Origin of the sequence: Streptomyces gilvus (assembly GCF_022513565.1) — a bacterium.
Lineage (GTDB): Bacteria > Actinomycetota > Actinomycetes > Streptomycetales > Streptomycetaceae > Streptomyces > Streptomyces gilvus.
The window spans coordinates 270,727-292,664 of the sequence record NZ_JAKWBE010000002.1; the positions used below are offsets into that span (position 1 = coordinate 270,727).

General features: G+C 71.7%; 21 protein-coding genes and 1 pseudogene. 11 read left to right on the forward strand and 11 right to left on the reverse strand.

Annotated features, from left to right (window positions below):
- Positions 1 to 3 precede the first annotated feature (3 nt).
- Genes MKW14_RS05385 through hypE form a run of 3 tightly spaced genes read left to right on the forward strand, consistent with a single transcriptional unit; the run spans position 4 to position 2,484 of the window.
- Positions 4 to 285: a HypC/HybG/HupF family hydrogenase formation chaperone gene (locus tag MKW14_RS05385; RefSeq protein ID WP_240859283.1), complete on the forward strand. Its 282-nt coding sequence runs from the start codon at positions 4 to 6 to the stop codon at positions 283 to 285.
- Entirely contained in the window at positions 282 to 1,424 is a 1,143-nt protein-coding gene (hypD, locus tag MKW14_RS05390) for a hydrogenase formation protein HypD (RefSeq protein WP_240859284.1), read from the forward strand. Before MKW14_RS05385 ends, hypD begins: the two co-directional genes overlap by 4 nt.
- Positions 1,417 to 2,484, forward strand: a complete 1,068-nt coding sequence (gene hypE / locus MKW14_RS05395; RefSeq protein ID WP_276618494.1) for a hydrogenase expression/formation protein HypE — start codon at positions 1,417 to 1,419, stop codon at positions 2,482 to 2,484. The genes hypD and hypE overlap by 8 nt, the downstream gene beginning before the upstream one ends.
- Before the next feature lie 56 nt (positions 2,485 to 2,540).
- Here the strand turns inward: hypE and hypA are convergent, their stop codons facing one another.
- The 9 genes from hypA to MKW14_RS05440 all read right to left on the reverse strand — a co-directional run bounded on the left by hypA (position 2,541) and on the right by MKW14_RS05440 (position 9,913).
- Positions 2,541 to 2,888, reverse strand: a complete 348-nt coding sequence (gene hypA, locus MKW14_RS05400) for a hydrogenase maturation nickel metallochaperone HypA (RefSeq protein WP_240859285.1) — start codon at positions 2,886 to 2,888, stop codon at positions 2,541 to 2,543.
- A 7-nt stretch (positions 2,889 to 2,895) separates the two neighbouring features.
- Positions 2,896 to 3,081 carry a hypothetical protein gene (locus tag MKW14_RS05405; RefSeq protein ID WP_240859288.1) on the reverse strand — a complete coding sequence of 62 codons (186 nt, stop codon included), beginning with the start codon at positions 3,079 to 3,081 and terminating at the stop codon, positions 2,896 to 2,898.
- A 19-nt stretch (positions 3,082 to 3,100) separates the two neighbouring features.
- Positions 3,101 to 3,307, reverse strand: a complete 207-nt coding sequence (locus tag MKW14_RS05410) for a hypothetical protein (RefSeq protein WP_240859289.1) — start codon at positions 3,305 to 3,307, stop codon at positions 3,101 to 3,103.
- Positions 3,308 to 3,348: 41 nt separating this feature from the next.
- Positions 3,349 to 3,945, reverse strand: a complete 597-nt coding sequence (locus MKW14_RS05415; RefSeq protein WP_240859290.1) for a DUF5947 family protein — start codon at positions 3,943 to 3,945, stop codon at positions 3,349 to 3,351.
- The gene (locus tag MKW14_RS05420) at positions 3,942 to 4,493 is read right to left on the reverse strand and encodes a NifU-related iron-sulfur-binding protein (protein WP_240859291.1); all 552 of its coding nucleotides are present in this window, start codon (positions 4,491 to 4,493) and stop codon (positions 3,942 to 3,944) included. The genes MKW14_RS05415 and MKW14_RS05420 overlap by 4 nt, the downstream gene beginning before the upstream one ends.
- On the reverse strand, positions 4,486 to 6,279 hold the full coding sequence (locus MKW14_RS05425) for a nickel-dependent hydrogenase large subunit (protein WP_240859292.1): 1,794 nt from the start codon (positions 6,277 to 6,279) through the stop codon (positions 4,486 to 4,488). The genes MKW14_RS05420 and MKW14_RS05425 overlap by 8 nt, the downstream gene beginning before the upstream one ends.
- A gap of 63 nt (positions 6,280 to 6,342) precedes the next feature.
- The gene (locus tag MKW14_RS05430) at positions 6,343 to 7,431 is read right to left on the reverse strand and encodes an NADH-quinone oxidoreductase subunit B family protein (RefSeq protein ID WP_240859294.1); all 1,089 of its coding nucleotides are present in this window, start codon (positions 7,429 to 7,431) and stop codon (positions 6,343 to 6,345) included.
- Position 7,432: 1 nt separating this feature from the next.
- Positions 7,433 to 8,974, reverse strand: a complete 1,542-nt coding sequence (locus tag MKW14_RS05435) for a hypothetical protein (RefSeq protein WP_240859296.1) — start codon at positions 8,972 to 8,974, stop codon at positions 7,433 to 7,435.
- A gap of 276 nt (positions 8,975 to 9,250) precedes the next feature.
- Positions 9,251 to 9,913, reverse strand: a complete 663-nt coding sequence (locus MKW14_RS05440) for a TetR/AcrR family transcriptional regulator (protein ID WP_240859297.1) — start codon at positions 9,911 to 9,913, stop codon at positions 9,251 to 9,253.
- 182 nt (positions 9,914 to 10,095) lie between these two features.
- Here MKW14_RS05440 and MKW14_RS05445 point away from each other — a divergent pair, with 182 nt between their 5' ends.
- Entirely contained in the window at positions 10,096 to 11,340 is a 1,245-nt protein-coding gene (locus tag MKW14_RS05445) for a YncE family protein (protein ID WP_240859300.1), read from the forward strand.
- Positions 11,341 to 11,398: 58 nt separating this feature from the next.
- Here MKW14_RS05445 and MKW14_RS05450 read toward each other — a convergent pair whose 3' ends face one another.
- Together MKW14_RS05450 and MKW14_RS41495 are read right to left on the reverse strand one after the other, a co-directional pair.
- Positions 11,399 to 13,258, reverse strand: coding sequence for a cellulase family glycosylhydrolase (locus MKW14_RS05450; protein ID WP_240859301.1), 1,860 nt, complete (start codon positions 13,256 to 13,258; stop codon positions 11,399 to 11,401).
- A 318-nt stretch (positions 13,259 to 13,576) separates the two neighbouring features.
- Positions 13,577 to 13,929: pseudogene (locus tag MKW14_RS41495) on the reverse strand (GTP-binding protein); the annotation flags it as partial.
- Positions 13,930 to 14,061: 132 nt separating this feature from the next.
- Here MKW14_RS41495 and MKW14_RS05455 point away from each other — a divergent pair.
- Genes MKW14_RS05455 through MKW14_RS05485 form a run of 7 tightly spaced genes read left to right on the forward strand, consistent with a single transcriptional unit; the run spans position 14,062 to position 21,601 of the window.
- Positions 14,062 to 14,532, forward strand: coding sequence for a (2Fe-2S)-binding protein (locus tag MKW14_RS05455; RefSeq protein ID WP_240859303.1), 471 nt, complete (start codon positions 14,062 to 14,064; stop codon positions 14,530 to 14,532).
- Positions 14,529 to 16,889, forward strand: a complete 2,361-nt coding sequence (locus MKW14_RS05460) for a xanthine dehydrogenase family protein molybdopterin-binding subunit (RefSeq protein ID WP_240859310.1) — start codon at positions 14,529 to 14,531, stop codon at positions 16,887 to 16,889. The genes MKW14_RS05455 and MKW14_RS05460 overlap by 4 nt, the downstream gene beginning before the upstream one ends.
- A complete protein-coding gene (locus MKW14_RS05465; RefSeq protein WP_240859311.1) occupies positions 16,886 to 17,740 on the forward strand; it encodes an FAD binding domain-containing protein in 855 nt (284 codons plus the stop codon). Before MKW14_RS05460 ends, MKW14_RS05465 begins: the two co-directional genes overlap by 4 nt.
- Before the next feature lie 33 nt (positions 17,741 to 17,773).
- Positions 17,774 to 18,631 carry an AAA family ATPase gene (locus MKW14_RS05470; RefSeq protein WP_374116538.1) on the forward strand — a complete coding sequence of 286 codons (858 nt, stop codon included), beginning with the start codon at positions 17,774 to 17,776 and terminating at the stop codon, positions 18,629 to 18,631.
- Positions 18,632 to 18,636: 5 nt separating this feature from the next.
- Positions 18,637 to 19,866, forward strand: a complete 1,230-nt coding sequence (locus MKW14_RS05475; protein WP_374116539.1) for a vWA domain-containing protein — start codon at positions 18,637 to 18,639, stop codon at positions 19,864 to 19,866.
- Positions 19,859 to 20,959, forward strand: coding sequence for an XdhC family protein (locus tag MKW14_RS05480; protein ID WP_240859313.1), 1,101 nt, complete (start codon positions 19,859 to 19,861; stop codon positions 20,957 to 20,959). The genes MKW14_RS05475 and MKW14_RS05480 overlap by 8 nt, the downstream gene beginning before the upstream one ends.
- 18 nt (positions 20,960 to 20,977) lie before the next feature.
- Entirely contained in the window at positions 20,978 to 21,601 is a 624-nt protein-coding gene (locus MKW14_RS05485; protein ID WP_240859315.1) for an SRPBCC family protein, read from the forward strand.
- Positions 21,602 to 21,938: the final 337 nt, after the last annotated feature.

Sequence of the window (21,938 nt, forward strand, 5' to 3'; positions counted from 1 at the left end):
CCCATGTGTTTGGCAGTGCCCGGCAAGGTCGTCTCGATCGACGACAGTGCCGAACCGCTCACCGGGCTGATCGACTTCGGCGGTGTGCGGAAGCAGGCGTGTCTGGAGTACGTGTCGGACGTGCGGGTGGGTGAGTACGTCATCGTCCACGTCGGGTTCGCACTCCAGCGCCTGGACGAGGAATCGGCCCTGGCCTCCCTGCGGCTCTTCGAGGAACTGGGGCTGCTGGAGGAGGAGTTCGGAGACGCCTGGGAGCAGGCGGCGAAGGAGGCGGGAACCGCGTGAAGTACATCGACGAGTTCAACGACCCGGCCCTCGCCCGGCGGCTGCTGGACGAGATCCGCGCCAGCGTCACCCGGCCCTGGGCCCTGATGGAGGTGTGCGGCGGCCAGACCCACTCCATCATCCGGCACGGCATCGACCAACTCCTGCCCGAACAGGTGGAGTTGATCCACGGCCCCGGCTGTCCCGTGTGCGTGACCCCGCTGGAGGTCATCGACAAGGCGCTGGAGATCGCCTCACGTCCCGAGGTGATCTTCTGCTCCTTCGGTGACATGCTCCGGGTGCCGGGCACCGGCCGGGACCTGTTCCGCGTCAAGGGCGAGGGCGGCGACGTACGGGTGGTCTACTCACCGCTCGACGCGCTGGAGCTGGCCCGCCGCAACCCGGACCGGGAGGTGGTGTTCTTCGCCATCGGCTTCGAGACCACCGCCCCCGCCAACGCGATGGCCGTGCACCAGGCGCGCCGCCTGGGCCTCACGAACTTCAGCCTTCTGGTGTCGCACGTCCGGGTGCCCCCGGCCGTCGAGGCCATCATGACGGCGCCGTCCTGCCGGGTGCAGGGCTTCCTGGCCGCCGGGCACGTGTGCAGCGTGATGGGCACGGCCGAGTACCCGCGGCTGGCCGAGCGGTTCGGCGTACCGCTCGTGGTGACCGGCTTCGAGCCGCTGGACATCCTCGAGGGCATCCGCCGCACGGTGCGTCAGCTGGAGCGCGGGGAGCACCGGGTGGAGAACGCCTACCCGCGTGCCGTACGCGAGGACGGCAACCCGGCCGCCGTCCGCATGATCGAGGAGGTGTTCGAGGTCACCGACCGGAACTGGCGCGGCATCGGGCCCATTCCGAACAGCGGCTGGCGGCTGACCGAGGCGTTTCGCGCCCACGACGCCGAGCACCGCTTCCAGGTCACCGACATCCGCACCGAGGAGCCCGCCGAGTGCCGCGCGGGTGAGGTGCTCCAGGGGCTGATCAAGCCCACCGAGTGCGGCGCGTTCGGCACCACCTGCACCCCGCGCACCCCGCTCGGCGCCACCATGGTCTCCAGCGAGGGCGCCTGCGCCGCGTACTACCTGTACCGCCGGATGAACGACGCGACGCCGCAGGCGGCCGGGGCCGCGGGCAAGGAGATGAACCCCGTTGGCTGATCTCGTCGAAACCGTCGACCCCGCGAACTGGACCTGCCCGGCTCCCCTGCGCGACCAGCCCGTCGTGGTCATGGGACACGGCGGGGGCGGAGCGCTGTCCGCGGAGCTGATGGAGCAGGTCTTCGTCCCCGCGTACGGCAACGCCACCCTGGCCGGCCTCGCCGACTCCGCCGTCCTCGAACTGGGCGGCGCCCGGCTGGCGTTCTCCACCGACTCCTACGTGGTCCGACCGCTGTTCTTCCCCGGCGGCAGTCTCGGCGACCTCGCGGTCAACGGCACCGTCAACGACCTCGCGATGAGCGGAGCCAGACCCGCCTACCTGTCGGCCGCCTTCGTCCTGGAAGAGGGCGTGGAGCTGACCGTCGTCGAACGGATCGCGCGCGCCATGGGTGCGGCGGCCGAGACCGCCGGGGTCACCATCGCCACGGGCGACACCAAGGTGGTGGAGTCCGGGCACGGCGACGGTGTGTACGTCACCACCGCCGGGGTCGGGCTCGTCCCGGACGGGGTGGACATCCGGCCCCAGCGGGCGCGGCCCGGTGACGCCGTCATCGTCAGCGGGCCGATCGGCCTGCACGGGGTGGCGATCATGAGCGTCCGGGACGGGCTGGAGTTCGGGGTCGAGCTGGCCAGCGACACCGCGCCGCTGGCGGACCTGGTCGCGTCCATGCTGGCGGTGACCGCGGACATCCATGTCCTGCGCGACCCGACCCGCGGCGGTCTGGCCGCGTCCCTCAACGAGATCGCCCGCGCCTCCGGAACCGGTGTCCGGCTGCGGGAGCGTGCCATCCCGGTACCGGACGCGGTCGCGAACGCCTGCGGTTTCCTGGGTCTCGATCCGCTCTACGTCGCCAACGAGGGCCGGCTGGTCGCCTTCGTGCCGCCGACGGAGGCGGAGGCCGTCCTCGCGGCGATGCGTGCCCACCCGCGGGGCGCCGGGGCCACGCTGATCGGTGAGTGCGTCGCCGACCACCCCGGCATGGTCGTGGTCGCGACGGGACTCGGCGGCACCCGGGTGGTGGACCTGCCGCTCGGTGAGCAGCTGCCGCGCATCTGCTGACCCGGGACGCGAGCGGGGCCCCGCCGACCTCATGGTGCCGGCGGGGCCCGCTCGTGTCAGCTCCGGGCCTCGATCCCGGTGATCTCCAGTTCCCGGCCGCTGCGCAGCTCGGTGGAGGGGTGGTCGCAGCGCGGGCACCAGAAGAACGGGGGCATGCCCACCGGGAACTCCTCGGCGCACGGGCCGCAGTAGGCCTGCGCGGGGACCTGTTCGACCACCAGCCGGGCGGCGGCGAGGGCCGTGCCGTCGCGCGCCACCTCGAAGGCGAAGTCGAGCGCGTCGGGGACGACGCCCGACAGCTCGCCGACCCGGACGGTCACCGCCGCGACGGCGTCCGTTCCGTCCACCCGGGCCAGTTCGTCGGCCCGCTCGATGATCGCGGTCGCGATCGACAGTTCGTGCACGGCCGGCTCACGGATACCGGTGGCCCGCGCGCAGGCCACCGGCCATCCGGTAGATCCGCATCTCGCGCCGCAGGCTCGGCAGCTCCCGGACGAACAGCGCCAGGGCGACGGCCCCGGCCAGGGCGGCCTCGGCCATCAGCAGCCGCCGTCCCGACGTCGCGTCCTGGGCGCTCCCGCTTCGTTGCACCTTCATTCCGGCTCCCTGCTGTTCCTCATCCCGGTGGGATGTTCGGCATGACGTCCAGCAGGGCGTCGTGCCGTTTCCAATGGATCCCGGTGGAGCGGCGCGCGTCGGCGGTGCCGTCCTCGTGATGCCCGGTCTGGTCGTCGTACGGCCCGGTGTTGCCCTGGTGCAAGCCGGGCACGTGCGCGGTCGAGTCGGGCTTGGCCTGGGCTCGGCCGACTCTGATGCTGCCCATGGGTGCTCTCCTTCCTCGCCTCCGCGTCGCGGAGCGCGGGCTCATGGCCGCTCGGTGAGGTCCTCGAAGAACCGGTCGACGGCGGGCCAGACCCGGCCGCCGCCGGACAGGCCCCGCCATGCGCGGCGTACGACGGCGACCATCCGGTAGCAGTCGTCGACGGGGACGATCCAGTGGTGGTCGTTGCCGTGGACGGTGTTCACGAGCAGTGCCTCCACGTCGGGTTCCATGGACGCGAGCGGCGGACACCGCGCGGCCAGCCGCTGCCAGGCCCCGGCGTCGACCTCCCACCGCATGGCTCCGGCCGGGCTCGGGCCCTCGGCGGTGACCGTGCCGTCGGCCCGGGGCACGAAGAAGACCAGGCCGACCGGCACGCCCAGGACATCAGTGTCCACCCGGGGCAGGCGGATCCGCCTGCGGGGGACGAGCCGGTGGCGTCCGTCCCCGGCGCCCCCGTCGGCGAACAGCACCGAGCAGGGGCCGCAGACGCAGCACACCTGGTCGTCCGCGCGGTCGTAGAGGTGCGGGTGCTCGTCGGCGACCGGCGCGGCGCACAGGTCGCACCGCTCGGCCTCGGCTTCCGCGGTGCGGTCGGCGGAGGAGCGGATGAGGCGGGCCAGGGCGCCGTCCGTGGTCACGGCGTGCCCCGGCGGGTGAGCGTGGTCAGCGGTACGAAGGCCGCGGGCGCCGTGGCCGGCACCGGCTCCACAGCCGTCAGCTCCGGAGCCACGGCGAGCACCGCCTCCTGGACCGCGGCGGTCACGTCGTTCGTTCCGCCACCGCATCCGGAGCCGCAGCCGCCCGTCGTCAGCCGCACCCGGCCGACCTCCCCGTCCACACCGGCCCACTCCACGTCGCCGCCGCGTTCCCGGACGGCGGGCCGCAGCCGCTCGACCGCGCGGGCCGCCCTGCGCTCGACGGGCTCCGGGTGGACCCCGTGCAGCACCAGGAGGTGGCCCAGCAGCTCGTCGTCGGCCAGGCGGTCGGACAGCCGCGCGTCCGCGTGGTCCATGACCCGGGCCAGTGCCTCGCCGTAGACCTCGGTGAGCAGCCGCACCGCCTCGATCGCGGAGCGGGTGGCCGGGCCGGGGACGGACTGGAGCCCTTCCAGCAGCTGGTCGAGGCGGGCGAGCCGGGACTCCACCGCCGCGTCGGCCAGGCGTTCCACGACCCCGGCCTCAGCCATGGTTCGCGCCGTAGGTCGGCGAGTGCAGGGTGGTCAGCGTCTTGCCCTTGCCGACGTACATGTGCACCCCGCACGGCAGACAGGGGTCGAAGCTGCGCACGGTGCGCATGATGTCGACGCCCTTGAAGTCCTCGGGCCCGTTCTCCTCGAAGATGGGCTGTCCCTGGACGGCGTCCTCGTACGGGCCGGGGGTGCCGAACTTGTCGCGGGGGCTGGCGTTCCACGGGGTGGGCGGGTACGGGTGGTAGTTGGCGATCTTCTTGTCCTTGATCACCAGGTGGTGGGAGAGGACACCGCGCACGGCCTCGTGGAAGCCGCAGCCGATGGCCTCGTCGGGCACCTCGAAGTTCTCGAACACCTTGGTGTCGCCGGCGCGCACCAGGCCCATGGCCTCTTCCAGGAACTGCAGGGCCATGGCGGCCGCGTAGGCGACGAAGTACGGCCGGGCGCGGTCCCGTTCGATGGTGTTGCTCCACTTCGGGATGCGCCACTCCAGGGTCGTCTCCGGCAGCGACTCGCCCTTGGGCAGCGAGATGCGCACGCTGTTGCCGGTGGCCTTGACGTACGGGGTGTCGACGAGGCCGCTCAGCGCGGTCGACCAGAGCCGGGCGAGGGGGCCGCCGCCGGTGTCCAGGGCGAGGTGGTCGCCGGTGCGGCGGTCGTACCAGCGGGGGCTCATCACCCAGCTGTACTTGTCGGCGAAGTCGCGCTTCTGCGGCACCGGGACCGTGGTCTGGTTCCAGGGGTGGCGCATGTCGACCGGGTTGCCGAGCGGGTCGTGGGTGACGAAGGGCTTCTCGTTCACCCAGTCCTCGTAGTAGGAGCTGCCCAGCATGATGCGCAGGCCGAGGTTGATGTCGACGAGGTTGTTGGTGACCAGCTGCCCGTCGACGACGATGCCGGGCGTCACGTACATCGCCTTGCCCCAGGCGTTCATGTTCTCGTAGCGGTAGTCGACGACGTCGGGGTCCTGGAAGGCTCCCCAACAGCCCAGCAGGATACGGCGGTTGCCGACCTGCTCGTAGCCGGGCAGCGCCTCGTAGAAGAAGTCGAAGACGTCGTCGTTCATGGCGACGGCCTTCTTGACGAAGTCGATGACCCGCATCAGGCGGCTGAGGTAGTCGGTGAAGACGGTCGGCTGCGGCATCGTACCCACGCCGCCGGGGTAGAGCGTGGACGGGTGGACGTGCCGCCCCTCCATCAGGCAGAACATCTCACGGGTGACCCGGCTGACCTTCAGGGCCTCCTTGTAGACCTCGCCCTCGAAGGGGTTGAAGGCCTTCATGATGTCGGCGATGGTCCGGTAGCCGTGGATGTCGCCGCGGGGCGCGTCGGTGCGCTCGGCGCGGGCCAGCACTCCGGGGTTGGTGGCCTTGACCATGGCCTCGCAGAAGTCCACGAAGACCAGGTTGTCCTGGAAGATCGTGTGGTCGAACATGTACTCGGCCGCCTCGCCGAGGTTGACGATGTGCTCGGCGAGTCTCGGCGGCTTGACCCCGTAGGCCATCTGCTGGGCGTAGTCGGAGCAGGTGGTGTGGTTGTCGCCGCAGATGCCGCAGATGCGGGAGGTGATGAAGCCCGCGTCGCGCGGGTCCTTGCCCTTCATGAACACCGAGTAGCCGCGGAACAGTGACGACGTGCTGTGGCACTCGACGACTTCCCGGTTGGCGAAGTCGATCTTCGTGTAGATGCCCAGGTTGCCGATGATGCGGGTGATCGGGTCCCAGGACATGTCCACGAGCTGCGGCGGCTTGCGTCCCGTGGGCCGGGCCTCGGTTGTGGTCATCGCTCTTACTGCCCCTTGCTGTCGGTGTTCCTTCGGTCCGTGGTGGGGTGGTCTCGCGCGGTGTCAGGGCCGCCAGTAGGGGTCGTAACCGCTGGTCAGCTTCCGCTTGTTGTGCCGCCATCTGGGTTCGTGGTTCACCAGCTCGTTGGTGAAGCCGCGCAGCCGCCGGATGACGGCGCCGTACGGTTTGACGATCATGGAGGACAGGGTTCCGCCGGGCGGCTCGTCCATGAACGGCATGAACGCGTCGGGGAAGCCGGGCATCGTGCAGCCGATGCAGATGCCGCCGACGTTCGGACAGCCGCCGAGACCGGCCATCCAGCCGCGCTTGGGGACGTTGCAGTTGACGACCGGGCCCCAACAGCCCGTCTTCACGAGGCACTTGGGTGAGTTGTAGTCCTTGGCGAAGGTGCCCTGCTCGTAGTACGAGCCGCGGTCGCAGCCCTCGTGGACCGTCTTCCCGAACAGCCACTGCGGACGCAGCATGTGGTCCAGCGGGGGCGGCGGGGCGGATCCGGCCGCGTGGTAGAGGACCCAGATCAGGGTCTCCATGAAGTTCTCGGGCTGGATCGGGCAGCCGGGGACGTTCACCACGGGCAGGTCGCCCTGCGATCTGAACTCCCAGCCCAGGTAGTCCGCGAGGCCCATGCAGCCGGTCGGGTTGCCCGCCATGGCGTGGATGCCGCCGAAGGTGGCACAGGTGCCGGCGGCCACCACCGCCCAGGCCTTGGGGGCGAGTTGGTCGATCCACCAGTTCAGGGTCTGCGGCTGACCGGTCTCGGGGTCGTTGCCGAAGGACGTCCAGTAGCCGTCGCCCTTGATGATGTTCTGGTTGGGGATCGATCCCTCGATGACGAGGATGAAGGGGCCCAGTTCGCCGCGTGCGGCCGCCCGGTAGGGGGCCAGGAAGTCCTCGCCGCCCAGGCTCGGTGAGAGCACCTTGTTGACCAGGTTCACCTTCGGCAGGCCCGGGATCAGACCGAGCACGAGGTCCTCGATGGAGGGCTGGTCGGCGGCCGTCAGGGAGACGGTGTCGCCGTCGCAGCTCATGCCCTCGGAGATCCAGAGGATGTGGATCTCGTCGAAGCCCTGGCGTTCCTCGCCGCGGCTGGGTTCGCCGCTGACCTCGGTGGTGCTGCTGTGGGTTGTCATGTCAACGGCCTCCGCTGCGGGGGGTGTCGGAGTCGGTCGGGCTCGTGTGGGTCGATGGTTCGAGGGGTTCGAGGGGTTCGAGTTCGTCGGGACGGAAGTAGTGGAAGCGGCCGTACCAGCTGTGCAGTTCGGCCGCGGGATCGTCGTCGAGGGTGACGGCGAGGTGCACGCTGCCGTCCACGTCGTGGAGGACGGCGGCCACCTCGGCACTCCGCCCCTCCAGGAACATGTCCTGCGCGTCGGCACCCCGGCGGCGCGGACGGAGCCGGACGCGGCTGCCGCCGCCCAGGGGTAGGCCGTCGACGAGCACCGTGTCGGTGGACGGGGAGAGGCCGTCGTCGGCGCCCTCCTGCCACCAGGCGGCACGTCCGGCGGGCGGGGCGGACGGGGTCGGCGGGGTGACCGGGGACAGGGAGCGGATGGCGCCGTGCAGCCGTTCGAAGACCTCGCGGGGCATGGTGTCGACCCGGTCGAGGATCGCGGCGGCCCGTGGATCGGTGGCGCGTGCCTCGCGCTTCTCCTCGTCGGTCAGCAGCATCGTGCGCAGGGTGAGGATCTCGTCGATCTCGCCCGCGTCGTGCAGGTCGCCGGGGCTCTCGGGGGCCACCTGGGGGTGGTCGGGCAGAATGATCGGCGAGGCCAGCAGGACGTGTCCGACGGCGCCCGCGCGGGCGGGCGCCTCGCCTGCCGGTTCGCCGCCGAGGACGGGGAAGGCGAATTCGTTGCGGCACGCGTCCGCGTGACCGCGCAGGTCCTCGGGCGGATCGATCAGTGAGGCGAACTCGACGCCGTCACCGCCGATGAGGGTGTGGGTGGCGATGAGCGCGCGACGCAGGGCCTCGTCGCGGGACGCCCGAGGATCCGGCGCGGGGCCGGAGTTGACGGTGCGGACGCGGAGGCGGCAGAGGTCCTGCCCCAGCCGCTCGGCAGTGACGATGGTGCTCGCCCGTAGCTCCTCGCGACGGCGGACCACCCGCCCGGCGTCCCGCGGCAGTGCCTCGATGTCCTCGGCGGTCGCGGCTCCCGTGGCAACGGTGTGTTCGGCGTCGAGGAGGTCGTCCACCGGAATGACGATGTCCACTTCGCACGGCACCGCCTCGTCGAAGGTCAGATGCACCGTGCCGTCCTCGGTCGGCAGCGACTCGACGGCTCGGTGTCCACCGTCGGCGTCGGCCGCCTCCACCAGCTTGCGCTGCGTCTGCAGGTACCGGAGGCGCACCCTCAGCAGCGCGTCGGGCCGGCGGATCCTCAGCAGACACTCGGTCTGCTGGTACCAGGAGTCGGCGGAGCCGGACACGCCGGGGACGACGGGGCCGTCCCGCTCCACCCAGTCCCTGGGGAACAGCACCCCGAACTGCCACCGGACGCGGTTCTTGGCCGACGACCGCCGGTACGGATACAGGAGGTAGCCCTCGTAGAGAACGGCATCTGCCACGGCGCCCAGGTTCTCGAAGGCGTCCAGGGAGCGATCGGGGGCGGGATCCGTGGCGCCCGTCGTGACAGCGGACGCCGCCATGCCGCCCACGACCGATCCGTCCGCCATCGCGCCTCCTCGACTCCCTGTGCAGACCCATGCCTCCCACCAAGGTCACACCGCTCCCCCACGTCCGCCTCCTGCGGCACGGCGTCGTTGCTCCGTTGGAGGGGTCACTCGGGGTGCTCGGGTGTTCGGCGGCCGGCGTCTGGGGGGAAGGCGGGAGTGCGTTCGGGCGAATGGCGGTGGGGAAGGCGACGGTCCAGGGGCAGCCCTGGGGGCGACTGACCTGCAGCGGCGGCCGGGCAGGTGGGGCCCGGGACGCGGGCCGCCCCCCAAGCAGTTTCAGGCAGCCGGCGGTGTCCAGCCCGGGGGCTGGAGTATGCCCAGTAGCTGGCGGACCAGTTCGTCGACCACCTCGTCCAGGGTCGCCTTCACCCAGCCCGCGCTCCAGTCGTGGAGCAGGCCGTTGACGCTGCCGATGAAGGCGGTCGCGGCGATGCGGTAGTCGCGTCGGGCCGCCTCCCCCCGCGCTGCCGCCGCCTCCGCCTCGGCGCAGATGAGGTCGACCCAGCGGGAACGGCGGGCCAGGCGCTGCTCCTCCAGGCGCGGGCTGACACCGATGATCTCGACGAAGGTGATGCGGATGCGGCGCGGGTCGCCGGTGACGTTCGCCGCGTAGGCCCGGAAGATCGCGGTGGCCCGCTCGGCGATCGGACGGCCCTCCGCCTCGGCGAACGCGGTGAGCACCGCCTCCTCCGCCCAGTCGTTGACCCGCAGATGCAGCGCCGCGAGCACATCCTCGAGGGTGCGGAACTCCTCGTAGAACTGACGGGTCGACAGCCCCGCGGCCTCGCTGAGCGCCGCGACGGTGGTGGCCCGGTACCCGGGGTCGGCACCGAAGAGTTCGAGCGCGGCGTCCAGGAATCTCCTGTGCCGCTCGGCCTGCCGTTGCTCGGCGGTCTTGCCGCCGTATCGCCCGGTCGGCGCCCTGAGCCTGCCCGCCACTGAGCCTCCCTCGTCACGTGATCCCTCGATTTTGTCGTGTACGCAGTCTTGTGGAGAAGGGCGCCCGCTCCTTACTTTCCAGTAAGTAAGAGTCTGAACGCGCTTCTTTTCAGATTCGCCCATCGATTCCATTGGCATGCCCGCATCACGCCCACGCCCCGTCCACAGAGGAGAGAGCACTCATGCCTGCCTTCAGATCCAGGCACCTTTGCTCCGTAGCCGCCGCCCTCGTCCTGACCGTCGCCGCCCCCGCGACCGCCGCCACCGCGGACTCCTCCGCCGCGCTGCGCGAGGTGCTGTTCGTGGGGAACAACTGGGACGGCACCGCGACCGTCCTCAAGTCCTCCGGCGACTTCGCCAAGGTCGGGGAGATCAACGTAGTTCCCGACAAGGCGCAGCGCATCGCCGAGATCAACGCCGACCCCATCAAGTGGATCTACTACACGGCCATCCGCAACGAGGTCGGGCAGGGCCACGACCAGTACGTCGACGACATGTACTCCACGCCGGACGGCAAGTCCGTGGTCGTCTCCCGGCCCAGCTTCGCCGACGTCGTCTCCATCGACCTCGCCACCGACAAGATCAACTGGCGTTTCCCGGTGGCCGGTTACCGCGCCGACCACATGGCCGTCTCCCCCGACGGCACCAGGGTCGCGGTGTCCGCCTCCACCGCCAACAAGGTGCAGGTGCTGGACATCAACACCGGCAAGGAACTCGGCGAGTTCGCCACCGGGGACAAGCCGCACGAGAACGTCTTCACCAACGGCGGCAAGTACATCTGGAACATGGCGATCGGCGAGGTCACCACCTCCCTCGACGACCCGTCCTGGGACTGGACGAAGGGCGACCGGCACATCACCGTCGTCGACGCCACGACCTACAAGACCGTCAAGACGATCGACATGCGCGACCGCCTCGACGCGATCGGCCTGAAGGACTTCTCCGACGCCGTACGACCGGCCGCCTTCACCCCGGACTGGTCGAAGATGTACTTCCAGGTGTCGTTCTTCAACGGCTTCCTGGAGTACGACATCGCCACCGCCAAGATCACCCGGGTGAAGACGCTGCCGGCGAACCCGGCGACCAGCACCGACCGCACCACCTGGCTGCTGGACTCCCGCCACCACGGCATCTCGATGAGCCCCGACGGCACCAAGCTGTGCGTCGCCGGGACGATGGACAACTACGCCACCGTCGTCGACCGGGCCACCCTCCAGGAGGGCCCGCTCGTCACCGCGTCGACCCCGTACTGGGCGACCGTGAGCGGTGACGGAAAGGACTGCATCATCTCCGAGAGCGGCGCCGACCAGGTCACCGCGATCGACTTCGCCACGGGCCAGAAGGTGCTGTCCGTGCCGGTCGGCGACCACCCCCAGCGGGTGCGGCTCGGCCATGTCCTGGCCGACTGGACCGGCCCGACGAGCTGACCTCCGACAGCAGAACGGCGCCGGACCGACGGGGTCCGGCGCCGTTCTGCTGTCCCGTTCAGAAGTGGGACGCCGCCCAGGACGCCAGTTCGGACTTCGCCGCGGCGAGGAGACTCGCCGAGGGGGAGGTCGCGCCGTTGGTCACCAGGGCGTAGTGCAGGACGCCCGAGTCGGAGTCGGTGAGCAGGAGGCGGCGACTGCCGGTGCCGCCGGGTTCGGGGGCCGCGGCGACCGGTGCCGACGCCGAGTAGGCCGGGGGGCCGTACACCGTGCCGAGGTCGGAGACCACCGTGGTCGTGGCGGTCGGGAAGGAGGCGGGCAGGTGCAGTTCGGTGGGCGCCGATCCGGAGCCCGAGCGCCATACGAGCAGCCCGTACTGGCCGGAGCCGACCAGCTGGGACACGTTCGGCAGTGAGCTCGGCACCGGATTCCAGGTGAGGGTCGTCGAGCCGTCGCGTGAGCGGTCCTCGTAGGTGAACGCGAGGGTGGTGCCGGCCGTGGCGCTGGGGTAGACGCGGTCGAGGAGCCGGGCGTCCTGACGGAGCGTCACAGTCCCCGAGTCGTCGAGCCTGACCACCGAGAGGTCCTCGTCGTTCCAGCCGTCGCCGGACGTCTGCACCTTGTCCGGGTTGTCGTTCATCAGCTCGTGGTGGCGTCCGTTGTAGATGTCCCACTGCCACTGGTTGCCGGAGAGCACCGGTCCGGAGGCGGCCGGGTCGCTCCACCAACTCGAGCCCGGCAGACGGGAGTCGAGGGCCTGGTACATCGCCTTGTCGACGGTCGGGGCCTTGCCGGAGACCGAGCCGGACAGCGGCTGCCCGAACTCGCTGACCACGGCGGCCGTTCCGGCGGCCGCGGCACGGTCACGGACGGCGCCGAAGTCCGTCGCGTACTGGCCGTCCGACGCGTTGCCCCACATCAGGATTCCGGAGATGGCCTTCTGGTCGTAGAAGTGGGTGTTGAAGACGTACCGCAGGCCGAGCGTGCCCGCGTCCAGGAGTCCGCCCTCCTGCTTCTGGGAGCTGATGTTGGAGTTCCAGAAGAGGTTCGGTTCGACGAGGGCGGGCTTGTCCTGCCAGCCGGCCGCGTCCATCCGGGCCCGGAACTTCTGGTAGAAGGGCCACAGCAGGTTCTGCTCCCAGGTGCGGCTGGTCTGGCCCGAGTCGTAGCTGCCCGCGTACGGCTCGTTGTACGGGTCGAAGCCGACGACTCCCGCGAACTCGGCGTCGTTCAAGTGCTGTTGGACGTACGCCATGGTCTTCTGCGCGGTGTCGAGGAAGGAGTCCTGCAGACCGTAGGTGTTGTGCCAGAAGTCGTACTGGGCCTTGGTCACGGCCTGGTTCTGGGTGATGTTCTGGCCCCAGAACAGGCAGATCCCGCAGGACTCCTGGGGGTAACCGCCCAGCGCCACCGCCCACTTGGGGGCGCCGTCACCGGTGTACCAGCTGCCGGAGTTGAACAGGTAGCGGGAGTAGAGGTCCTGGTGGAAGTCGGGGTAGACCCGGATGCCCGCGTCCAGGAAGGCCCGCATCTGGTCGGTGGCGGCGGCCAGGTAGGCGGTGTCGACGGTGCCCCGGGTGGGCTCCGCGTAGGCCCAGGACAGCAGGAAGCGGACCGAGTTGCCGCCGCCGAGCGCCCGCAGCGCCGTCGCCGACTTCCTCGCGTCGGCGACCGAGGCGAAGGGCAGACCGCTGTTCTCCTCCAGCTTGGTCTCGCCGGAGACGTTGTAGCCCCGCAGGACGACCTCGCGGCCGTCGCCGTCGACGAATCTGCCGTTCTGCACGGTCAGGGTCGATCCGTCGAACCAGAGGGAGTCGGGGACGGTGGTGGCGGCGGACGCGGACGGGAGGCCCGCCATCGTCAGGGATCCGAAGAGGACAACCAGCACAACGAGCAGACGTGTCCGGATATTCGGCATGTCCACTACAGTCCGGGGATTTCCGGACACCGTCAATACTTCTGACTCTTGAGTAAGTTTCAGGATTTTCGGGTACGTTCCCCCTCTGCAGCCTCAACTCCCCACTCGACGCGTCACGTTCAACAGGTACTCCCTGCGGTTGAGGGGGTTGTGGTCGGTGCGCGGACGTTCGGGAACGGTTCCATGGGTGATCGGTGCGCAGCGGTCGAACGCGGTCTCCAGCTCGCCGTCCGCGGCACGACCCGCAGCGCGGCCGGCACCGGCACCGGCACGGCCGGCACCGGCACCAGCGCGCCCAACGTGTCGGCCGGGGCCTCACAGGCCGATCAGCGGGTCCTGCTCGGCGAGCTGGGTGAGCGCGACGTGCAGCGCGCCGGTCGGCGCCCGGGCCCGGGACGACCACCGCCTCCAGGGTCGGCGGCGCGAAGCGGCCCTCGCAGGCCTTGCGGGGTTCGCCGATCGCGTCGCCGATCCGGATGTACCCAAGACCCCACAGCCGGGCGATGGGTCCGGCGGCGGGCTCGTCAGCGCGGGCGCCGGTGCCGTGGTCGAAGACGCTGATCGCTGCCGTCCCGGCGGGCCTCGTCGAAGGGGACGCGGTCGCTGGTGCGCGGGGTGACCGAGAAGAGGCGGGCGTACGCCACCTCCTCCCCCGCCGGACCCCGCCGGACCCCGCTCAAGCAGCGGACGGCCGCCGCCGGCAGCGATGGATTAACGCTCAACGAACCCGGGCGCAGCACTCGCCCCCTCCCCCCGACGGCCCTAGAGTGACCTACATCACGCCCCGTCTCCTGGGAGGGCAGATGACCCGTATCTCGGTGAAAGTGGACGGCACGACATACCAGGACGAGGTGGAACCCCGTCTGCTGCTGATCCACTACCTGCGTGACCGCCTGGGCCTGACCGGCACCCCGATCGGCTGCGACACCTCGAACTGCGGGGCCTGCACGGTGGACCTGGACGGCGTGAGCGTGAAGAGCTGCTCGGTCCTCGCGGTGCAGGCGGACGGCGGCGAGGTCACCACCGTCCAGGGGCTGGCCCGCGACGGCGAGTGGACCGAGCTGCAGAAGGCGTTCCACGAGAAGCACGGGCTGCAGTGCGGCTACTGCACCCCGGGCATGCTGATGGCGGCCCGCGACCTGCTGCGCGAGAACCCCCACCCCTCCTCGGACGAGGTGCGGCACGCCCTGGAGGGCAACCTGTGCCGCTGCACCGGCTACCAGAACATCGTGCGGGCCGTGCTGGCCGCCTCAGGTCAGGAGGTGACGGCATGACCGATCAGGCCGTCCAGTCCGAGGTCGGCCGGGCCCGGCCCCGCAAGGAGGACGCCCGGCTGATCACCGGCCAGACCAACTGGACCGACAACATCAGTGTCAACGGACTGCTCCACCTGGCGATCCTGCGCAGCCCCATGGCGCACGCCCGCATCGAGCGGGTCGACGTCTCCCCCGCCCTCGAACGCCCGGGCGTCGTCGCCGCGTTCAGCGGACGCGACCTGGACGGACTCGGCTCCCTCCCCTGCGCCTGGCCCGTCACCGAGGACATCGTGCTGCCCGACCACCCGCCGATCGCGGTCGACGAGGTGCGCTACGCGGGCGACCCGGTGGCGGTCGTGGTGGCCCGCGACCGCTACGCGGCCGCCGACGCCCTGGAGGCGATCGAGGTCGACTACGAGCCGCTGCCCCCTGTGCTCGACCTGGAGGCCGCGCTCGCCGAGGGCTCCCCGCTGGTCCACTCCGACAAGGGCACCAACCGCTCCTACGTCTGGCCGCTGAAGACCGGCGAGGACTTCGACTCCGTGCGCCGGCGCGCCGAGGTGACCGTCAAGCGCCGCTACGTCCACCAGCGGCTCATCCCCAACGCGATGGAGCCGCGCGCGGTCGTCGTCACCCCGCTCGCCGCGTCCGGCGAGTACACGCTGTACTCGGCCACGCAGATCCCGCACATCCTGCGGATCATGCTGGCGGTCGTCACCGGGATCCCGGAGCACAAGCTGCGGGTGATCGCCCCCGACGTGGGCGGCGGCTTCGGTTCCAAGCTGCAGGTGTACGGCGAGGAGGCCATCGCGCTCGCCGTGGCGCGGCGCATCGGCCGCCCGGTGAAGTGGACGGAGTCGCGCTCCGAGGGCTACCTCGCCACCCACCACGGCCGCGGCATGATCCAGGACGTCGAGGTCGCCGCGATGCGCGACGGCAGGCTCCTCGGCCTCAAGGTCGACCTGCTGACCGACATGGGCGCGTACCTGATGCTCGTCACCCCGGGCATCCCGATCCTGGGCGCGTTCATGTACCCGGCGATCTACAAGATGGACTCCTACGACTTCACCTGCACCGGCGTCTTCACCACCCGCACGCCCACCGACGCCTACCGCGGCGCCGGACGCCCCGAGGCGACGTACGCCATCGAGCGGATCATGGACGAGCTGGCGGCCGAAGTAGGCCTGGATCCGGTGGAGTTGCGGCGGCGGAACTGGATCGGGCACGAGGAGTTCCCGTACACCACCATCGCCGGTCTGACCTACGACAGCGGCAACTACGAGGCGGCCACCGGCAAGGCGCTCGCCCTGTTCGAGTACGACAAGCTGCGCGCCGAGCAGGCCGACCGCACCGCGCGCGGGGACTCGGTCCGGCTCGGGATCGGTGTCTCGACGTACACCGAGATGTGCGGGCTCGCCCCGAGCCGGGTGCTGCGCGATCTGCGGTACGCGGCCGGCGGCTGGGAGGCGGCGACCATCCGGATGCTGCCCACCGGCAAGGTCGAGGTGGTCACCGGCACCAGTCCGCACGGGCAGGGCCATGTCACCTCCTGGAGCCAGATCGCCGCGGACGTGCTCGGGGTGCCCTTCGAGGACGTCGAGGTCGTGCACGGTGACACCAAGGCCGCGCCGCAGGGCATGGACACCTACGGCTCGCGGTCCCTGGTCGTGGGCGGGGCGGCCGTGCACCACGCGGCGCAGAAGGTGGTGGCGAAGGCCCGGAAGATCGCCGCGCACCTGCTGGAGGCGAGCGAGCAGGACCTGGACTTCGCGGACGGCGTCTTCTCCGTGAAGGGCTCCCCGGAGGCCCGTAAGACGATCCAGGAGGTCGCGTTCGAGACGTTCACCTCGCACGACCTGCCGGACGGCATGGAGCCCACCATCAACGCCGAACACCTGGTCGACCCGGACAACTTCTCCTACCCGCACGGCACCCATCTGTGCGCGGTCGAGGTCGACACGGAGACCGGGCAGACGAAGATCAGGTCGTACGTCTGCGTGGACGACGTCGGCCGGGTGGTCAACCCGATGATCGTCGAGGGCCAGGTGCACGGCGGGCTCGCGCAGGGCATCGCGCAGGCCCTGTTCGAGGAGGCCGTCTACGACGACGAGGGCAACCTGGTCACCGGCACGATGGCCGACTACCTGGTGCCGTCGGCGGCGGACCTGCCCGAGTTCGTGACCGAGCGGACGGAGACGCCGGCGACCTCCAATCCTTTGGGCGTCAAGGGAGTCGGCGAGGCGGGGACCATCGCCTCCACGCCGGCGGTAGTCAACGCGATCGTGGACGCCCTGCGGCCGCTGGGTGTGCACGACGTCCGGATGCCCTGTACGCCCGAACGGGTCTGGCGAGCGGTGAGGGAGGCCCGGTCATGATTCCTCCGGCGTTCGAGTACGCCCGTCCGGCCTCCGTCGACGAGGCGGTGCGCACCCTCGCCGAGGCCGGCGAGGAGGCCAAGGTGCTGGCCGGCGGGCAGAGCCTGCTGCCGCTGCTGAGGCTGCGGCTGGCCTTCCCCGAGCTGGTCGTGGACGTGGGCCGCATCCCGGAGCTGCGCGGGGTCCGCGAGGACGGCGACACGCTCGTCATCGGCGCGATGACCACGCACCACGACGTGGTCACCGACCCGCTGGTCCGCCGCCACGCGGGCCTGCTGGCGGCCGCCACGGCGACGGTCGCCGACCCGGCCGTACGGCACCGGGGCACCCTGGGCGGTTCGCTGGCGCACGCCGACCCGGCCGGGGACCTGCCCGCGGTGATCCTGGCGCTGGGCGGCGAACTGGTGGCCCAGGGGCCGCGCGGGCGGCGGGCCGTCGCGGCCGGCGACTTCTTCGTCGACTACCTGCAGTCCGCCCTGGAACCCGACGAGCTCCTGGTGGAGGTGCGGTTGCCGAAGGCGGACGGCTGGGGCTTCCACTACGAGAAGTTCCACCCGGTGGCCCAGTCCTGGGCGACCGTCGGCGTGGCAGCACTGGTGCGGCGCGACGACGGCCACATCGCCGAGGCGCGTATCGGCCTGACCAACATGGGCGCGACCCCGCTGCGCGCCACAGCGGCCGAGGCGGCCCTGACCGGCGCCGGGGGCACCGAGTCCGTGGCGCGGGCCGTGGAGTCGGCGGCCGAGGGCACGCATCCCGCGCAGGACACCGCGGCCTCGCCCGAGTACCGGGAGCATCTGGCCCGCGTGCTGACCAGGCGCGCGGTGCTGGCCGCCGCCGGAATGGGGTGAACGGCGATCGGTGAGATCAGCGGCCCGGACCAGGTGCGGGCCCGTCTGGAGGCGACGGGGTACCTCGTCGACGACGGACTGGCCCTCGCCTGTTTCCTGGCCCTGCGGCTGCACCGGCCGATCTTCTGCGAGGGCGACGCGGGCGTCGGCAAGACCGCGCTCGCCTCCGCCCTCGCCGAGGCGCTGGACGCCCCGCTGATCCGGCTGCAGTGCCACGAGGGCATCGACGCCTCGCAGGCCCTGTACGACTGGGACTTCCCCCGGCAGCTGCTGCATCTGCGGGCCGCCGAGGCGGCCGGGGTGAAGGACGCGGACCGGCTGGAGAGCGAGCTGTACGACCGGCGCTTCCTGGTCGCCAGGCCGCTGCTCAAAGCGCTGGAGACGAACCCCTCGGTGCTGCTGGTGGACGAGATCGACCGGGCGGACGACGAGTTCGAGGCGTTCCTGCTCGAACTGCTGTCGGAGTTCTCGGTGACCATCCCGGAACTGGGAACCCTGCGCGCCGAGGTCCCTCCGGTGGTCGTCCTGACCTCCAACCGCACCCGCGAGGTGCACGACGCGCTCAAGCGGCGGTGCCTCTACCACTGGTTCGACCACCCCGGCTTCGCACGCGAACTCGCCATCGTGCGGCGCCGGTTGCCCGGGGTCTCGGCCAGGCTGGCGGAACAGGTGACCGCCCTGGTGCAGGCCCTGCGCTCGCAGGACCTGCTCAAACCGCCGGGCGTCGCCGAGACGATCGACTGGGCGCAGGCCCTGGACGCCCTGGGCGCGACCGAGGTGGACGCGGAGCTGGCGGTGGCGACGCTGGGTTCGGTGCTGAAGTACCGGGAGGACGCGGAGCGGGCGCGGGGCCTGGACCTGGCGGCGGTGCTCGCGGCCCGGGGGGCGTGAGGGGCGTGGACGGCACGGGCTCGGGCGGCGCGGGGCGGAGGACGGACGGCGAGCACGGTCGGCCGGACCGTGCTCCGCAGCCGCGCGATGTACCCACCCGTCCCGGGGCCGACGCCGCTCTGCTCGGGTTCGCCCGTGCCCTGCGCGCCGCCGGTGTCGACGCCAGCGCCGAGCGCGTGCACACGTTCCTGCGCGCCGTGGACGAGCTGCGGCCCGGGATGCGGGCGGACGTGTACTGGGCGGGACGGCTGACGCTGTGCGGCGGCCACGACGACCTGGAGCGTTACGAGCGGGTGTTCGCCGCCTACTTCGGAGACGCCCCGCGCTCCCGGCGGACCGTGCCCGCCACTCCCCGGCCCCGGTTGCGGCTGGTCGTACGGGAGGGCCCCGCACCCGGCACCGCGGCGCGCGACGAGCACCACGACGCCCCGCCCGCCGCCGCCCTCGCCAGCTCCACCGAGGTCCTGCGCCACCGCGACGTCGCCGAGCTGGGCTCCGCCGATCGTGAGCAACTGCGCCGGCTGCTGGCCGCGTTCACCCTGCCCGGGGAGACGCGGCGCAGCGCGCGGCGACGGCCCGCCCGGCGCGGTGAGGTCGATCCCCACCGGACGGTGCGGGAACTGCTGCGGCGCGGCGGCGAGCCGGCCCGGCTGAGGCGGCACAGCCGGGCCGAGCGGCCCCGGCGGGTGGTGCTGCTGGTGGACGTCAGCGGTTCGATGGCGCCGTACGCGGACGCCCTGCTGCGCTTCGCACACGCGGCCGCCCGAGGCACCCGTACGGAGGTCTTCACCATCGGTACGCGGCTGACCCGGGTGACGCGCGAGCTGTCCCACCGTGACCCCGATCCGGCGATGACCGCGCTCGCCGAGGCCGTGCCCGACTGGCGCGGGGGTACCCGGCTCGGGGAGCTGCTGCGGGAGTTCCTCGACCGCTGGGGGCAGCGGGGCATGGCGCGCGGCGCGGTCGTGGTGCTGCTGTCGGACGGCTGGGAGCGGGGCGACCCGGAGCTGCTGGGCGCCCAGATGCGCCGGCTGCACCGGCTCGCGCACCGGGTGGTCTGGGCCAACCCCCGCAAGGCCCGGCCCGGTTACGCGCCGCTCGCGGCGGGGATGGCGGCGGCGCTGCCGAGCGTGGACGCGTTCGTCGAGGGGCACAGCCTGGCGGCCCTGGAACGACTCGCGGCGGTGGTACGAGGGGCCGAGCCGGCCCCGAGGGAAGGAGCGGACCGTGCGTGAGATCCTGCCGACACTCAGCGAGTGGTACGCGGCGCGGGTCCCCTTCGGGCTCGCCACGGTCGTCGGCGTCAGCCGCAGCGCGCCCCGCGATCCCGGCGCCGCCATGGCGGTCGGCCCCCGGGACGAGGTCGTCGGCAGTGTGTCCGGCGGCTGTGTCGAGGGCGCGGTGTTCGAGCTGGCCAAGGAGGTCGTGGAGAGCGGCGAGGCGCGGCTCGAGACGTTCGGGTACAGCGACGAGGACGCGTTCGCCGTCGGGCTGACCTGCGGCGGCGAGATCACCCTGCTGGTCCGGCCGGTGACGCGGGAGAGCGACCCGGCCTTCGCGGCGGTCGCCGAGTCCGTCGAGGCGGGCCGTCCGGTGACCCTGGCGACGGTGACGGACGGGCCCGCCGCCGTCGGCGCGACGCTGGCCGTCTGGCCCGAGGAGGTCTCCGGCACGCTGGGCTCGACCGGTCTCGACGTGGCCGTCACCGCCGACGCGCGCGGCGAACTCGCCATCGGCGCGACGGGGTTGCGCCACTACGGCCCGCACGGCGAACGCCGCGAGGACACCGTCACGGTGTTCCTGCACTCCTTCGCTCCGCCCCCGCGCATGCTGGTCTTCGGCGCGATCGACTACGCGGCCGCGGTCGCCCGTATCGGCAGCTTCCTCGGCTACCGGGTCACCGTGTGCGACGCCCGTCCGGTGTTCGCCACGCCCAAGCGCTTCCCGGACGCCGTGGAGGTGGTCGTCGACTGGCCGCACCGCTATCTGCGCGGCACCGACACCGACGAGCGCACGGTGATCTGCGTGCTCACCCACGACCCCAAGTTCGACGTGCCGCTGCTGGAGGAGGCGCTGCGCCGGCCGGCCGCGTACATCGGGGCGATGGGCAGCCGCCGTACCCACGACGACCGTATGAAGCGCCTGGTCGACGCCGGGCTCACCGAGGCCGAGCTGGCCCGGCTGCGCTCACCGGTCGGCCTCGACCTCGGGGCCCGGACGCCCGAGGAGGTCGCCGTGTCCGTCGCCGCGGAGATCGTCGCCCTGCGCTGGGGCGGCACGGGGGCTCCGCTGGCGGCCACCGGAGGGGCCATCCATCCGTCGACGTAACGCCCGTTGGAGGAAGTCATGGAACTGCACCACGAGTTCAGCGTGCCGGTCCCGGTCGACGACGCCTGGCGGACGCTCCTCGACATCGAGCGGGTCGCGCCCTGTATGCCGGGGGCGACCGTCGAGGAGTACGACGGCAAGACCGTCACCGGGGCGGTGAAGGTGAAGGTCGGTCCGATCACGGTGACCTACAAGGGCACCGCCGTCTTCGAGGAACAGGACGAGGCGGCGCATCGCATGGTGCTGATCGCCAGCGGCCGGGAGACCCGCGGTCAGGGCACCGCCCGCGCGACCGTGACCGGCACGCTGAGCGAGCGGGACGGCGGCACGGCCGTGTCGGTCCGCACCGACCTGACGGTGACCGGGCGGCCGGCGCAGTTCGGGCGTGGGGTGCTGGCGGAGGTGGGCGACCGGCTCGTCGGCCAGTTCGCCCAGTGCCTGTCGGAGAAGATCACCGGTCCTCCCGCCCCGGCGGCGGCCGAGGAGCCGGCGGGAGCGGAGGCGGAGCCGGCGGAGCCGGAACCCCTCGACCTGCTCCGCACGGCCGGGGTGCCGGTGGCCAAGCGGGCGGCGGCCGGTGCCGCGGCGCTCGGACTGGCCGTCCTGGCGTTCCTGGGTCTGCGGCGACTACGGCGCCGCTGACGCCCGGCCGGCCGGCGTCACGCCGGCGGTCGGCGACGATCCGCTCCGGATGGTGGTGGACGGCCGCCGTGATCCGTGCCGGTCGGTCCCGGAAGTAGGGGTCGTCGGGGACCGGGAGGGATCCCGCGAGGGCCCGGCCACGGCCGCTTGCCCGGATCGCGTCGTCGGCGCCGACCGCCTCGCGAAAGACGTCCCGGGCCCCGGTTTCCGGCGTCGAGGCCGGAAGGTCGCCTTGTCCATGCCGGACTGCCGCACCGGTGCGACGGGAAGGTGCGCCCATTGCGGGAACCGGGCGGGGAGCAGACGGCGTACCAGTGTCTCGTCGATCAGCACGCTG

Coding starts and splice junctions, on each gene's coding strand:
- MKW14_RS05385 (WP_240859283.1), top strand. CDS start 4: ATGTGTTTGGCAGTGCCCGGCAAGGTCGTCTCGATCGACGACAGTGCC.
- MKW14_RS05405 (WP_240859288.1), bottom strand. CDS start 3,081: ATGAAGGTGCAACGAAGCGGGAGCGCCCAGGACGCGACGTCGGGACGG.
- MKW14_RS05410 (WP_240859289.1), bottom strand. CDS start 3,307: ATGGGCAGCATCAGAGTCGGCCGAGCCCAGGCCAAGCCCGACTCGACC.
- MKW14_RS05420 (WP_240859291.1), bottom strand. CDS start 4,493: ATGGCTGAGGCCGGGGTCGTGGAACGCCTGGCCGACGCGGCGGTGGAG.
- MKW14_RS05425 (WP_240859292.1), bottom strand. CDS start 6,279: ATGACCACAACCGAGGCCCGGCCCACGGGACGCAAGCCGCCGCAGCTC.
- MKW14_RS05430 (WP_240859294.1), bottom strand. CDS start 7,431: ATGACAACCCACAGCAGCACCACCGAGGTCAGCGGCGAACCCAGCCGC.
- MKW14_RS05435 (WP_240859296.1), bottom strand. CDS start 8,974: ATGGCGGACGGATCGGTCGTGGGCGGCATGGCGGCGTCCGCTGTCACG.
- MKW14_RS05445 (WP_240859300.1), top strand. CDS start 10,096: ATGCCTGCCTTCAGATCCAGGCACCTTTGCTCCGTAGCCGCCGCCCTC.
- MKW14_RS05450 (WP_240859301.1), bottom strand. CDS start 13,258: ATGCCGAATATCCGGACACGTCTGCTCGTTGTGCTGGTTGTCCTCTTC.
- MKW14_RS05455 (WP_240859303.1), top strand. CDS start 14,062: ATGACCCGTATCTCGGTGAAAGTGGACGGCACGACATACCAGGACGAG.
- MKW14_RS05460 (WP_240859310.1), top strand. CDS start 14,529: ATGACCGATCAGGCCGTCCAGTCCGAGGTCGGCCGGGCCCGGCCCCGC.
- MKW14_RS05465 (WP_240859311.1), top strand. CDS start 16,886: ATGATTCCTCCGGCGTTCGAGTACGCCCGTCCGGCCTCCGTCGACGAG.
- MKW14_RS05485 (WP_240859315.1), top strand. CDS start 20,978: ATGGAACTGCACCACGAGTTCAGCGTGCCGGTCCCGGTCGACGACGCC.